Annotated in this window: 11 protein-coding genes; 7 read left to right on the top strand and 4 right to left on the bottom strand. The window is 44.5% G+C overall.

The window, feature by feature from the left end; translation table 11 throughout:
• Positions 1–68 precede the first annotated feature (68 nt).
• Positions 69–2,669, bottom strand: coding sequence for an ATP-dependent chaperone ClpB (gene clpB / locus G9X62_RS08870; protein ID WP_223130366.1), 2,601 nt, complete (start codon positions 2,667–2,669; stop codon positions 69–71).
• Positions 2,670–2,781: 112 nt separating this feature from the next.
• Positions 2,782–5,949 (bottom strand): PAS domain S-box protein, encoded by a 3,168-nt coding sequence (locus G9X62_RS08865; RefSeq protein WP_223130365.1) that lies wholly within the window; start codon positions 5,947–5,949, stop codon positions 2,782–2,784.
• A gap of 72 nt (positions 5,950–6,021) precedes the next feature.
• On the opposite strand from G9X62_RS08865, the gene rsmA reads away from it, so the two are divergent.
• Genes rsmA through G9X62_RS08845 form a run of 4 tightly spaced genes read left to right on the top strand, consistent with a single transcriptional unit; the run spans position 6,022 to position 9,011 of the window.
• Positions 6,022–6,804: a 16S rRNA (adenine(1518)-N(6)/adenine(1519)-N(6))-dimethyltransferase RsmA gene (gene rsmA / locus G9X62_RS08860; RefSeq protein ID WP_223130364.1), complete on the top strand. Its 783-nt coding sequence runs from the start codon at positions 6,022–6,024 to the stop codon at positions 6,802–6,804.
• Positions 6,805–6,854: 50 nt separating this feature from the next.
• Positions 6,855–8,231, top strand: a complete 1,377-nt coding sequence (gene mgtE, locus G9X62_RS08855) for a magnesium transporter (protein WP_223130363.1) — start codon at positions 6,855–6,857, stop codon at positions 8,229–8,231.
• Position 8,232: 1 nt separating this feature from the next.
• Positions 8,233–8,682 (top strand): D-aminoacyl-tRNA deacylase, encoded by a 450-nt coding sequence (dtd, locus tag G9X62_RS08850; protein ID WP_223130362.1) that lies wholly within the window; start codon positions 8,233–8,235, stop codon positions 8,680–8,682.
• Positions 8,683–8,684: 2 nt separating this feature from the next.
• Positions 8,685–9,011, top strand: coding sequence for a nucleotide pyrophosphohydrolase (locus tag G9X62_RS08845; RefSeq protein ID WP_223130361.1), 327 nt, complete (start codon positions 8,685–8,687; stop codon positions 9,009–9,011).
• On the opposite strand, the gene G9X62_RS08840 is transcribed toward G9X62_RS08845, so the two are convergent.
• Positions 9,008–9,667, bottom strand: a complete 660-nt coding sequence (locus G9X62_RS08840) for a hypothetical protein (protein WP_223130360.1) — start codon at positions 9,665–9,667, stop codon at positions 9,008–9,010. The genes G9X62_RS08845 and G9X62_RS08840 overlap by 4 nt on opposite strands.
• Positions 9,668–9,816: 149 nt before the next feature.
• Between G9X62_RS08840 and G9X62_RS08835 the strand changes: the two genes are divergently transcribed.
• The 3 genes from G9X62_RS08835 (at position 9,817) to G9X62_RS08825 (ending at position 13,219) form a co-directional block, all read left to right on the top strand.
• Positions 9,817–10,704 carry an outer membrane beta-barrel protein gene (locus G9X62_RS08835; protein WP_223130359.1) on the top strand — a complete coding sequence of 296 codons (888 nt, stop codon included), beginning with the start codon at positions 9,817–9,819 and terminating at the stop codon, positions 10,702–10,704.
• 70 nt (positions 10,705–10,774) lie between these two features.
• Entirely contained in the window at positions 10,775–11,974 is a 1,200-nt protein-coding gene (locus G9X62_RS08830) for a DEAD/DEAH box helicase (RefSeq protein WP_261345509.1), read from the top strand.
• Positions 11,975–13,219 carry an alkaline phosphatase family protein gene (locus G9X62_RS08825; RefSeq protein ID WP_223130357.1) on the top strand — a complete coding sequence of 415 codons (1,245 nt, stop codon included), beginning with the start codon at positions 11,975–11,977 and terminating at the stop codon, positions 13,217–13,219. It abuts the gene before it with no gap.
• On the opposite strand, the gene G9X62_RS08820 is transcribed toward G9X62_RS08825, so the two are convergent.
• Positions 13,220–14,431 carry a PQQ-dependent sugar dehydrogenase gene (locus tag G9X62_RS08820; protein ID WP_223130356.1) on the bottom strand — a complete coding sequence of 404 codons (1,212 nt, stop codon included), beginning with the start codon at positions 14,429–14,431 and terminating at the stop codon, positions 13,220–13,222.
• Positions 14,432–14,472 lie beyond the last annotated feature (41 nt).

Below are 14,472 nucleotides of genomic sequence, written 5' to 3'. Positions count from 1 at the left end.
AGTAGAGATAAAAAAGGTGAATTATCTCTACTCTATTATCTATTATCTACTATCTCCTCTCTCTACTCTTAAACCTCCACGATAATATTCTCAAAACTCAACTCCCCCTTCGCATCCAACTCCATCATCACCGCTGAATCTTTCTGAATCTTACCCGATAAAATAGCCTTTGACAATTCATTCAGAACCGCTTTTTGAAGTACGCGCTTCATCGGACGACCACCATAATTCGGGTCATATCCATCCGTAGCGAGTTTATTCAAGGCTTCTTCTGAAGCTTCCAACGTGATATTTTGTTCTGCTAAACGCTTTTGAACCTCTTTGAATTGAATCGCCAAAATTTTGCGTGCATGCTCTAAGGTCAATGGTTCGAACAGCACGACTTCATCGACACGGTTCAAGAATTCAGGACGAACAACCTGTTTCAGTAATGTCATTACTTCTTCTTTGGTTTCCTCTAAAATCAAGGCATTGTTCCAACCTTCCATCTGAGCCATTTTCTCTTGAATCAAGTGGCTACCGATGTTAGACGTCATAATGATGATCGTGTTCTTGAAGTTCGCCGTACGACCTTTATTATCGGTTAATCGACCTTCGTCTAATACTTGTAATAAGATGTTCCAAACATCCGGATGCGCCTTTTCGATCTCATCCAATAACACAACCGAGTAGGGCTTGCGACGCACCGCTTCTGTTAATTGACCGCCTTCATCATAGCCCACGTATCCCGGAGGCGCTCCCACTAAGCGGCTTACCGCATGGCGTTCTTGGTATTCTGACATATCGATGCGGATCATCGCGTTTTCGTCATTGAATAGATAAGAGGCCAAAGTCTTGGCTAATTCCGTCTTCCCCACCCCGGTCGTACCTAAGAAAATGAACGAACCAATCGGGCGTTTAGGATCCTGCAATCCAGCACGAGAGCGACGCACCGCATCCGAAACCATCTCAATGGCTTGATCCTGTCCAGCTACGCGCTTGTGCAATTCATCTTCCAAATGCAATAGCTTCTCCACTTCCGTTTGCAACATACGACTTACGGGAATTCCTGTCCACTTCGCGACAACTTCTGCCACGTTTTCGGCGGTAACCTCTTCCTGCAACATCGAGTTTTCGCCCGCTGGCTGCGCTTGCATATCTTTCAACTTCTGTTCCGACTCGACTAAACGACCGTAACGTATCTCGGCTACTTTACCGTATTCGCCTTGGCGCTCCGCTTGTTCTGCCTCTAGCTTTAAGCGATCAATCGTCTCCTTCTCGGCGCGAACTGCATCGAGCACGGATTTCTCTGCTTGCCATTTGGCCTTCAACGCATCTCGTTTCTCCGATAAATCCGCTAAATCACGGGATAATATCGTCTCTTTCTCTTTGTTATTCTCGCGACGAATCGCCTCGCGTTCGATCTCTAGCTGCATAATTTTGCGCTGAATGTCATCGATTTCCTCCGGAACGGAGTCAATTTCAAGTCGCATTTTGGCAGCCGCCTCATCCATTAAATCGATCGCCTTATCTGGTAAGAAACGATCTGAGATGTAGCGGTTCGATAATTCTACCGCAGCAATTACCGCGTCATCCTGAATACGTACACCGTGGTGCAATTCGTATTTATCCTTGATCCCGCGAAGAATGGAAATCGCATCTGCGACATCCGGCTCTTCGACTAAAACGGATTGAAAACGACGCTCAAGGGCTTTGTCTTTCTCGATGTACTTTTGGTACTCTTTCAAAGTCGTGGCACCGATCGCATGAAGTTCACCACGCGCTAAAGCAGGTTTTAACAAGTTCGCGGCATCCATCGCTCCTTCGCCTCCGCCGCCTGCACCGATCAAGGTGTGAATCTCATCGATGAACAAGACAATTTCTCCATCGGAGTCGGTTACTTCTTTGATGACCGCTTTCAAACGCTCCTCAAATTCTCCTTTGTACTTCGCTCCCGCTACTAAAAGTCCCATATCGAGCGACATGACGATCTTGGATTTCAAGTTTTCGGGTACGTCTCCAGAGACGATACGTTGGGCTAGACCTTCCACAATGGCGGTTTTACCTACACCCGGTTCTCCTAATAGGATGGGGTTATTTTTCGTTCTGCGGGATAATATCTGCAAGACCCGGCGAATTTCTTCATCGCGTCCGATGACCGGATCGATTTTTCCGGCTTTAGCTAATTCATTTAAATTCTTACCGTATTTTTCCAAAGACTGGTAAGTACCTTCTGCATGTGGATCGTTCACTTTTCTATTTCCTCTTAATTCTATGATGGATTTCTTAAAATTTGCATTGTTGATGCCCAGCGACTTTAATAAGTCTGCGATGGTATCTTTGGATTCGATTAAAGAGAGAAATAAAATCTCTACGCTGACATACGAATCGCCAAATTCAGTTTTCAAAGCCTCTGCCTTCGTCAAAACTTGCTGTAAGGCATTGCTCGCATAAGGCTGAGCGCCTGATACTTTGGGGTAAGAAGAAAGGATGGCTTGTAATTTCTCTTGAATTTGTAGAACAGACACGCCGTTCTTCTTTAAAAGAAAGGCGGATGTTTGGGTATCATCTTGCAAGATGGCTTGCAAAAGGTGCCCCGTTTCAATGGCTTGCTGGCCATTCTGGCTCGCGATTTCCATCGCGTTTTGAATAATAATTCCAGCTTGTGAAGTGTAATTATTTGGGTTCATATCGGCTAGGTTTTCCCCCTACCTAGCAAATGAATACCCAATCGATAAATTCGGAAAAAATGACATTGTATTTCGCAAAACGAAAAGAGAAAACACGCCAAAATGGCGCATATTAGACGAATTTGGCTTTAATCGCGTCTTCAAAATTCTTTAAAGCAATTTGTAGATCAACAATCTCGGTGGCAAATTGGGAGAAATCGCAAACTTTGGCCTTCAATTCGATCTTTTCACAAATCGAATGTACCTGCGCCGCACCCAAGGTTCCAGAATTTCCCTTCAACGTATGCAGTTCAGATTGAACTCCTTTGCAACTACCAGCTGAATGAACTGAGATAGCAGCCGCAATCTGTTCTTTGGCCTCCGCAATAAATTCTTCTAACATGCTTTGCACGAAAGCCGGATCTCCGCCTACCGCATCCGAAAGCGAGGCTAATACTTCTTCATCAACCACAAAATCAGTGTTCACTAAAGCCTCCTCCACCGAGCCATGTCCCTCGGATACCCAGCGAGACACCATCGCAATAATTTGCTGCGCCCGTATCGGTTTGGCCAAATAATCGTCCATTCCGGCCGCTAGGAATCGTTCGCGATCCTCCTTCATGGCATAAGCCGTCATCGCTACGATAGGTGGCAATGAGGCTAGATTCAATGCTTTCAGGCGACGTGTAGTCTCCATCCCATCCATTTCTGGCATTTGAATATCCATCAGCACTAAATCGAAATGAGCGTCTTTTTGTAATACACTAATAGCTTCCTGGCCGCTGGAGGCCATTAAAACCTCACAACCCGCCTTCATCAAAATCTGACTTGCTACCTTGCGGTTTGTGGCATTATCGTCCACTAATAAGACTCTAGCGTGTACGGAATGTAAAGTCCCTGAAATGGAAAGATTCTCGTCTTTCTTCGTTTTGGCCGCTAGAGAAGAGTCCCCTATCGCGAGTTTAATCGTAAACCAGAACGTACTTCCCTTTCCTTCCTCAGACTCCACCCCAATCTCGCCGTCCATCATCTTACAGAATTCGCGCGAAATCGCTAAACCTAATCCCGTTCCGCCATAGTTCTTGGAAGTAGAATTATCGACTTGTTGGAAGGCGTTGAATAGCTTTTCTAAATTCATCGGACTGATACCAATCCCCGTATCCGTCACCCGTACTTCTAATTCCGTCGCATCGGAAGAAACTGAAATGGGTTTCACCGAGATCTTAACGGAACCATTTTCTGTAAACTTCAGTGCATTCGATGTAAGATTCGATAGAATCTGAAGTAAACGCGTCTCATCAGCCTTCACATAAGCGGGCACTTTATCATCTAATTTGTAGGATACTTTATTCCCTTTCTGATGCGCTAATGGCGTAAATAAAGCCATTAATCGATCGAATACATCCTCTAAGAGAATATCCGTAGGATGTAAGACCATTTTGCCTGCTTCGATTTTGGCCAAATCCAAAATATCATTTAAAATATGTAGTAGCGTCTCCGACGACTTCCGTATCGTTTGTAAATAATCCCGTTGTTCTTCCTCTAGCGGGGTATCGCAAAGCAAGTCCACCATCCCAATCACCCCGTTCATAGGTGTCCGAATTTCGTGCGACATATTCGCCAAAAACTGCTCCTTCACCTTCAAGGAGTGCTCCGCCTGTTCGCGAGCTTCCACCAGTTCCGTTTGGTACTTCTTAATATCCGTAATATCCCGAGCGATACCAGAAACTTCTGAGATAATACCCTGGTCTAAAATCGGATTCAAATAAATCTCTAACCAGCGATCCGTCCCGTCTTTCTTCTTCAAACAAAGCTCAAAGTGCTGTTTCGTGCCTCTAAACGCTTGTTTATAATGCTCTTCCATCACCTTGCGTTCCGCCGGCGCCATCATCTTGAAGCCCATCGTCTCCGAGCTGAAATTCAATTGTGGCGTTATCCCAATCTCTTGCTGCAATAAGTCCGCATAGTCGTGGTTAAAGCTCATGAGCAACAATCGCTTGTTCACGGACCACATGAGGTGAGACGAACTTTCGAAGATGGAATTTAATCGAGCCGTTTCTCTCGCTAAAGCCTCTTCCGCCTGCTTCCTCGATATCGCAATCGCCACCTGACCCGAAATAAAGTCCAATAACTCTAGATCTCGGTTCTCGTATTTATTCGCGCGCTCATAGGACTTCACCCCAATGATCCCCGTCACCCGATCTCCGATGCGGAGGGGAACACAGAGCATGACTTTAGGAACCACCCCGTACAAGTAAATCTTCTTTTCCGCGGCTAATTGATGGATATCGTCATCGTGTAAAATGAGTGGCTTATTCGCCATCAACGCATATTCAGTCAAGCCATTCCCTAATCGGCGCTTCGTAAAGTGCACCCGGGAATTAAAGTACTCATCGATGTAGTAAGGAAAATAGATATAACTCTTCCCTGGATCGTATTGCGCGATGAAGAAGTTCTTCACGTCTATCACCTCGCCTAATTGCTTGTGAATGTTCACAAACAAATCATCCAGATTTGAGGAATTGATCGCTACCTGAGAGATAGAAGAGAATAATTTATTCGCTCGCTCCGCACGGACTTTCGCCGTAGAGTTATGTAGAATACAACGGTATGCCGTAGGTACCCCGCGTTCGAAACGACAAGTAGCAGATCCTGAAACATAGAGCCTACGACCATCTTTGCGTTTAAATACGGCGGTAAATTCTGGAATATCCTCCCCTTTCGCTAACATATCAAATTGAGCTTGCGTCTGATGAGCAAACTCGGGATGGAGCACATCCTGTATTTTTAAATCTTTGGCTTCCTCCTCCGTATATCCCATAGTTTCTAACCAGGCACGGTTTACGAAAAGGAAACGACCGGTCACCCCGGTGATTTGGATGAGGTCGGTCGTATTATTAATTAAGTCTTGTAATTGGGCATTGGAACGCGAAAGGGCTTCCGATACTTTCTTCTTCTCGCTGACGTCCTCCCCTATGATACTCAGGAAATTATCGCTGACCACGGTAGAAGCGACTTCTACCCACTTGATGGCCCCTGATTTCGTTTTGTAATTCCGTTCGCGTTCTTCGAAAAGGCCTCCAGTCTGGATGGCTTTGTCAAAAGCAGTGCGGCGGATTTCGCTCTCTCCGTCCGGCACAAGCGTACTAAAGAAATCCTGACCATTTAAATCTCCCGGCTTATAGCCTAGCAATTGGTGCGTGTAGGCATTCGCATGCGTAATGGTGCCATCGAGCGCCATAACGATGCCAAAAAGCTTCAGGGAATCCAATGTTTTAATCAGGGCCTGCTTGTCCTCCATGCCTTTAATCGAAAATTTTGCTTAAATGTACAAAAAAGGGCTTAATTTTACTCCTTAAACCCCAGAGACCCGGTGCAAGTAAGAGCAAAAAAGAGTTTAGGACAACATTTTTTAAATGATTTAGACGCGGCAAAGCGCATCGTTGATGGATTGCAGCCCGCTGGAGCCTATACGAAAGTATTGGAGATTGGGCCGGGGATGGGTGTGTTGACACAGTTTTTGGTCAAAAAAACGGAATACGAAACCTCCCTCATCGAAATCGATAAAGAGTCTGTGGACTACTTACGTAAGAACTATTTAGAATTTACGGGGCCGCGCTTAATTGATGGCGATTTCTTGCGCTACCCGTTGGAGAATATTTTTGGCGAAGAGAAATTCGCCATTGTGGGCAACTTCCCTTATTTCATTTCGACGCAGATCTTCTTCCGCATTTTGGAATACAAAGACCAATGCATCGAGGTGGTAGGCATGCTCCAAAAAGAAGTAGCGGTGCGCCTCGCGGCAAAGCCGGGCAATAAGGATTACGGTATTTTAAGCGTGCTACTTCAGGCCTTTTACGATATCGAGTACTTATTCAGCTTAGGACCGGAGGTATTTACCCCTCCTCCCAAAGTCAACTCCGGCGTCATTCGCCTGGTTCGAAATTGGGACAAAAAACTAGAATGCGATCCAGCGAAATTCAAGTCTTTAGTGAAGATGGCCTTTAACCAACGTCGCAAGACTTTGCGTAATGCCCTCAGAGCCTTGCAATTACCTGAACATCCCTTACTGAGTAAACGTGCCGAACAACTAGGCGTAGCCGAGTTCACCGAGTTAACGATTTTATGGAAAGATAATGGCTACCTAGGCGCTTAATCGATCTATTTTTACTAATTTGCGCTGTTTCATCTAAAATCCCTCAAATCATGGAAGAAGTTAACCCAAATCACCTTCCGTTTGAACTAACCAAAGAGTTCATAGAGGACGTTCGCCATTTAATCGAAAATCAGGCGAATGAGGAGATTTTATTGAAGCTAGACGGCTTATTCCCTGCGGATATCACGCAAATCTTAATCGAGTTAACAACGGAAGAAGCGAAATATATCGTGTTATTAATTGACACGAAAATCGCTGCTGAAATCATCTCAACCCTAGACGCAGATGACCGCAAGAAATTCTTAAAGAACTTTACTTCCAAGGAGGTAGCGCAATACATCAACGTAATTGACTCCGATGATGCGGTGGATATCCTGAACGAGCAACCTGTCAAGGTACGCGAGGAAGTGATCGCACTCTTGAAAGACCGCGAACAGGCCCGTTTCATTATCGATTTAATGCATTACGACGAAGACTGTGCCGGTGGTCTAATGCAAAAAGAGTTAATCAAGATTAATATTTCTCAAACTGTGACCGAATGTGTCGAGGAAATCCGCAAGCAGGCAGAGGATGTGGAGAAAGTGTATTCGGTGTATGTCATCGATGATGACGGGAAGTTATTGGGCACTGTTTCTTTAAAGAAAATCATTTTAGCGAAGCGTGGTTCTAAGATCGCAGACGTCTATGAAGATGATGAAATTGTTTCGGTTCAGACCTATGCCTCCGGCGAGGAAGTAGCCGATTTAATGCAGAAATACGATTTAGAGGCCATTCCGGTGGTTAATATTCAAGGACGTTTATTAGGCCGCATTACCATCGATGACGTGGTCGATTTCATCACAGAATCCGCACAAGAGGATATTCAGGTCATGGCCGGTATCTCAGAGGATGTGGAGGAAGATGACTCCGTGTGGTTATTAGTTCGTTCTCGTTTGCCTTGGTTGATTGGTGGTATGGTGGGTAGTTTTTTAGCTGCCAAAATCATTGATCGTTTCGACGACACCATCTCCCTTTTACCAGCCATTTCTGCCTTTATTCCTTTGATTGGTTCGACCGGTGGCAATGTAGGAATTCAATCCTCCTCTTTGATTGTACAGTCTTTAGCAGACAAAAGTGGTTTAGATACTACGTTGTGGAAACGTCTTCAGAAAGTACTCTTAGTTGCTTTAATCAACGCATTAATCGCAGCGATATTCGCTTTTGGATGTTCATTATTAGTGGATTCAGGCCAAATCATGTTATCCATGACCGTTTCCATCTCTCTTTTCGCGGTGGTAATGCTGGCTAGTCTAATGGGTACCATTACCCCCTTGGTATTGAATCAATTAAAGATAAATCCAGCGGTGGCGAGTGGCCCGTTTATCACAACGACAAACGACATCCTAGGTTACGGGGTCTATTTCTTGATCGTTTACCTACTCTTGTAATATGATTGCCGTTATTCAACGCGTAAGTCAAGCAACTCTGCACATTGAGGGTGCACTGCAAGCCTCCATTCAACAGGGTTTTGTGGTTTTATTAGGCATTCACGTAGATGACACGCAGGAAGATGTGGCGTATTTAGCGAGCAAAATAGCTGGATTACGTATTTTCTCCGATGAGGAGGGAAAAATGAATGTAGATTTACAGGCCGTTAACGGTGAGCTCTTATTAGTAAGTCAGTTTACCCTGTATTCGGCGACTCGCAAGGGGAATCGCCCTAGCTTTTTGGAATCCGCACGGCCTGAACAAGCCATTCCGTTGTATGAGCTGATGATTAAAACTTTGACTGAAAAAATAGGTAAACAAATCCAAACCGGCGTCTTCGGAGCCGATATGCAAATCAACTTGACGAACGACGGACCGGTCACCATTATCATCGACTCTAAAAACCCTTAATTATGACAATTTCAAACGCGCAGCAACAAGTAGACGAGTGGATTAAGACCGTAGGGGTTCGCTATTTCAGCGAGTTAACAAATATGGCGATGCTGACCGAAGAAGTGGGGGAAGTCGCGCGTATTATTGCGCGTCGTTATGGGGAACAATCCGAGAAAGAATCCGATAAGAACAAGGACTTAGGCGATGAGATGGCTGATGTGTTATTCGTGTTGATTTGTTTGGCAAACCAAACCGGAATTAACCTAGAAGAGGCTCTGAAACAGAACCTCTTAAAGAAGACGGAACGCGATGCGGACCGCCACAAAAATAACCCTAAATTAACCTAGCGAACCGGTATTTGACTGGATTGAATCTTCTTCGCAATACCTTTCCCCTCTTCTTTCGAAGGAATGTAAGGTTTCAAAATCGTGATTTGCTCTACTACGGGATTCATTTGTTGGATAGACGGATGACGCACGTCAAACTCTGCTTCCCCAGACACTTTATTGAATTCTTCTACTGAGATATTTTGGCGTTTATTCCGGAACGAAGCCAAATGAGTTAAGGTACTATCACCGGCTAAATTACCTCCCTCCCAAGAAACGACAGAGCCACCATGTGCCCAGCCAAAACCCGAGATCGTAAAGTTTTTCGTATTCAATTTCTCTACATCTTGCAATGGCAAACCTAGATATAAGCCCGAAACCGTTTTCCAAGCAGAACTTTCACCTTGGATGCTTACGTCAGAAATTTTCCCTTCGTGAAAGAATACGTTCGCTTGCTTAGGCGTACCAGGAAAAATGATTGCTCCTTTCAGCGTATCGTCCCCGGAAACGATGGACGTATCCAGAATGACTGATTTAGCTCCGTATTTGGAGACTAAGCCTTTGGCATCAATACACGTCAAAACTTCATTTAAATTCTCTGTGGGTGCGCTCACTTCGGAGTTAGATCCACAGGATGCCAAAACAGCAACTGACAAAAGGAGAATGATTTTTTTCATGGTTACAGAATTATACCTAAAATTACCGAAGCTTCCCGACAGAAGCAAGTTAGAAATATTCCAAATTAGCCACGCAAAATAAATACAAGCTCTTAGCGTTTATCGAATTATGAGTATATTTGTTTTTGACGTTAAAAATTCCGTACCCTATGCTACGAAAAAGTTCTATCCTCCTTATCCTCTTGTTGGCTTTCAGTTCAACAACCCAAGCGCAATTTTGGAAAATTGGTAAAAAAGGAGGAACCGGTTTCAAAAGAACGACATTTAATCCACATACTTCGATTGGTTTTGGGGCAGGTAGCTCGCATTATTACAGCTTGACGGACGAATTAGGTATGTTTAATCGCCTAGTAAATGACCAAAGTCGTTTCAATGTAGGAGGCCATTTAACCCGCCACGTCAGCAAAAATTTCAGCATCAAGGGTAATTTGAATTACATCCGCTTAGCCGGAAATGATTATACATTTGACAATTCAGCGCTGCTTCCTAAGACACCCGATTTGCGTTTCCGCTTTAGAAATGACATCGTGGAGTTTGGCCTTTCTGGGCTTTTGGAATTAAATGGGAATCAACAGAATTATATGAAGCGTAATCGGTTCTCGCCTTATTTATCCGCCGGAATTGCCTTGGTTTCTACGAATCCAGAGCTTTATCAGTTAGATTCTTTAGGTGGTGCTGGTATACCTGGCGCCTCTTGGAGAAATTATGCGGATGTGATCGCTAGCGATTATCCTACAAATATGATTCGTAATTATAATGAGACTATTCCATCGATTGGATTTTCTATTCCAGTAGGAGTAGGTTTCCGGTATCGGTTGAATGACTTTATGGATTTTGGCTTTGAGGCTAGCTTACGTACGCAACTAGGTAATCTTTTTTCAGCGCCTAAAAACCAACCAGCACAAACGGAATTTACCACTAAACTCTTAATTCCATCCGAATACGCGACGAACTTAGTCGATCACTATTTTGTTACCCAATTTCAGTTAATCTTCCATTTAGATCGAAGCATTGATTGTCCACCTATCAGAAGGTAAAATAAACACACATACTTTGACATTTGAAGAACTCGGGCTTAGCCCACAAATTTTAGACGGTATCAGTTCTATGGGATATAAGACCGCGACGCCGGTACAATCCCAAGTTATCCAACCTATTTTAGCGGGCCGCGACATTTTAGCCTCAGCCCAAACCGGAACCGGCAAAACAGCTGCCTTCCTTTTGCCCATCATCCACAAATTAATTACTGAACCTCATCCCGAGGACCACATTAATGCGCTGATCATTGTTCCTACCCGTGAACTTGCTATTCAAATCGCCGGTAACATGGAAGGATTAGGCTATTTCACGAATGTGAGCTCGATAGCCATTTATGGTGGAGGGGATGGAAATTCCTTTACGACAGAGAAAACGGCTTTAACGAGTGGCGTTGATATCGTGGTTTGTACCCCAGGTCGCATGATTGCCCACTTGAATATGGGCTATGTGAACCTAAAACACTGCAGCTATTTAGTACTCGACGAAGCTGATCGCATGTTAGATATGGGATTTTCAGATGATTTGATGAAGATCATTTCGTTCTTGCCAGAAAAGCGCCAGAACCTCTTATTCTCCGCGACCTTTGCGCCTAAGATGCGGACCTTAGCCCAAAAGCTATTGCAAAATCCGGTCGAGATCAACATCGCCGTTTCGAAACCCCCAGAGCAAATCGTTCAGGAGGCTTTTGTGGTCTATGAGAAGCAAAAGAGTCCGCTGGTGAAGCATCTGCTGAAATTGCAGGACTATACTCGTGTGATTGTTTTTTGTTCCAAAAAGCAAAACGTCAAATCCCTCACAGCCGATTTAAAACGCGCACGATTCTCTGTGGAAGAGATTCACTCGGATTTAGAACAAGACGTTCGCGAGCAGGTATTGCAAGATTTTAGAAATAAGAAGACGAAGATTTTAGTGGCCACGGATATCTTAAGCCGCGGTATTGACATCGACGAAATCGAATTAGTGATTAATTACGACGTGCCCAATGACGGCGAGGATTATATCCACCGCATCGGTCGTACCGCGCGTGCACAGACGAAAGGAACGGCATATACGTTCATCACAGAATCTGAGCAACGTAAGTTTAAGACAATCGAAGATCTATTAGAGAAAGAAGTAACGAAAGCGGCGGTACCGGAGGAATTTGGGGAGACCCCTGAATACAATCCAGCTGCTCAAAAAAGCTCTTTCGGCGGCTATAAGGGCGGGGGCAAATCTGGCGGAAAACCGGGTGGCGGCAAGTCCGGTGGTAAATTCTGGAAAAAGAAGTAAATGAGAATACTCGCTTTATTATTGTTTTTTAGCCTTTCAGGCTGGGCACAAGATACTACCCAACACATCATTGCGGGTAGATCTAACGCTAAGATCCAACAAGAAAAGCCTTATGTTATTCTGATTTCTGCGGATGGATTTCGATCCGATTTTTCGCATAAATACGAAGCAAAATTACTGCAATCGAAAGAAACCTCCGGCGTAAAGGCAAGCTATATGCAACCCTCTTACCCGTCGTTAACATTCCCAAATCACTATAGCATTGCTACCGGTTTATACCCAGCGCATCACGGCTTAGTGGACAATACTTATCTAGATGTAAACTCTGGCCAAGAGTACCGGATGTCCAACAAGAAAATGGTGGGCGAAGGAAAATGGTACGGGGGAACACCGCTTTGGGTACTAGCTGAAAAACAGCAAATGATGGCCGCAAGTTTTTACTGGGTGGCGTCAGATGCGAATATTCAAGACACCTACCCCTCCTATTATTACGTATACAACGAGGTCATCGACATCAAAACACGTATCGCACAGGTCAAAAATTGGCTTTCCTTACCCGCTGATAAGCGTCCGCATTTAATCACGTTCTATTTTCCGGAGGTCGATCACGACGCACACGAATTTGGCCCAGAAGACCCGCGTGTTAAGAAATCTGTGCAATTTGTCGACCAAGCTATCGCTGATTTAGAGGCTGCGCTTGCTCCCTTAGGACTGCCCATTAACTTCGTTTTTGTCTCCGATCACGGGATGAAAGAAGTGGACAATGTGAATACGATAAGCAAACCGGCTCCATTAAATACCCCTGCATTTCAAGTACCTTGGGGCGATGCCTTGTTGCATGTGTATGCCAAAGAGCCATCGAAAATTGATTCTACCTACCAGGAATTGAAAAAGGATACGCGTTTTACGACTTTTCAGCTTGATGAGACACCTGCGCATTGGCATTACCGCAAATCAGATGATCGCTTTAACCGTTTAGGCGATCTATTATTAGTACCCAAACTCCCACAAGTATTCAACCTCTCTACCCGCAAAACCTCGAAAGGTAAACACGGTTTTGACACCGCCCTACCCGAAATGCGCGCTAGTTTCCAAGCTTGGGGACCTGCCATCAAATCTGGACTTCAACTCGAAGGTTTCGAGAATGTGAACGTCTACCCTTTTGTGGCCAAAATCCTCGGATTAAGTTATGATCCTAAGGCAATAGATGGGAACTTAAAGGTTTTACAGAAGGCACTGAAATAGTTATTTCTTATAGCTAATTCGCCAAATACTTCCATTCAAATCATCACTCACAAACAAGGAACCATCCGGTCCTTGAGCTAAGCCGCAAGGTCTGTGTTCGATGGGACCTGTGGGTTTCGCCAAATCTTGTCCAGAAAAATTATCCGCAAATATTTCCCAAGGGCCAGACGGTTTCCGATTTTTGAACGGCACAAAAGCAACGAAATAACCTTTCTTTAATTCTGCTGATTGACCGTGAAACGCAATAAAGGCGCCGTTTTTGTAGCGAGCAGGGAAGCTTGTTCCTGTATAAAATAGGATATCGTTAGGACCCATGTGTGCCGGAAAAGCCACTACAGGATCTAATGCCTTTTCTCCTCCCGTTTTCTTTCCATCCCCACCATATTCTGGAGCAACGATCTTCTTCTTTTGGAAATGATCGTAGTAAATATATGGCCAACCCGCATCATCGCCCGCCTTTTTGAATTCATACATTGCTTCTGAAGGAAGTTCCTGGCTTTGTTTTGGCGTATAATATTGAGAATAAAAATCGTGGAATTGACCGCGACCATGCGCCATTGCAAACAAAGACTTCGTCGTATTATTCCAGGTAATTCCTACCGCATTCTTCAGACCGGTCGCAAAACGCGTTCCATCAGCGAAACCTTGATTCAGTTTAGCCGCCTCAAAACGCCAAACTCCCCCCGCCGAATCCAACACCGCACAAGGATTCATCCCTTTCCCAGTCCCCGGCTCTCTGCAGGGGTCATTCCAAGATCCAATGGTCACATAGATATTTTTGCGATCCTGATCAAAGGTAAACGACTTCGCGTTATCGCGACCATGATCGGGTAAGCCATCCACAATCGTCTCGAATTTATTCCAATCAGCTACCTCACCCTTTTCATTTAATCGATAGCGAAATACGCCCTTATTCGACGAAGCATATAAATAATCATCATGAATCGCGATGCCGGTGCCCGTATAATTCCCAAACAACGTCTGTTCCTCAAACACCCCATCTTTGTCCTTGTCTTTCAACAAAACGATACCATTTCCTTCTTTTAATTTAGATAATTTAGCATAGACATTGCCCTGCTTCGAAACGGCTATATGACGCGTAGAGCCCAAGTTTTTTCCTATTTCACTCACGTGAAAGCCGGCAGGCACTTTAATTTCTTGCGCAAAAATAAGGGAGGGTGCTAGCAAGCACAGGGTAAGAATTTTCTTCATGGTTTTAAATAGGTTGCCTAAATATAGAAGAAAAAACAAAA

Origin of the sequence: Aquirufa lenticrescens, from assembly GCF_019916085.1 — a bacterium.
Taxonomy (GTDB): Bacteria; Bacteroidota; Bacteroidia; order Cytophagales; family Spirosomataceae; genus Aquirufa; species Aquirufa lenticrescens.
The sequence above is the reverse complement of the archived record's forward strand: the minus strand, read 5'-3'. Positions and strand labels throughout refer to the sequence as shown.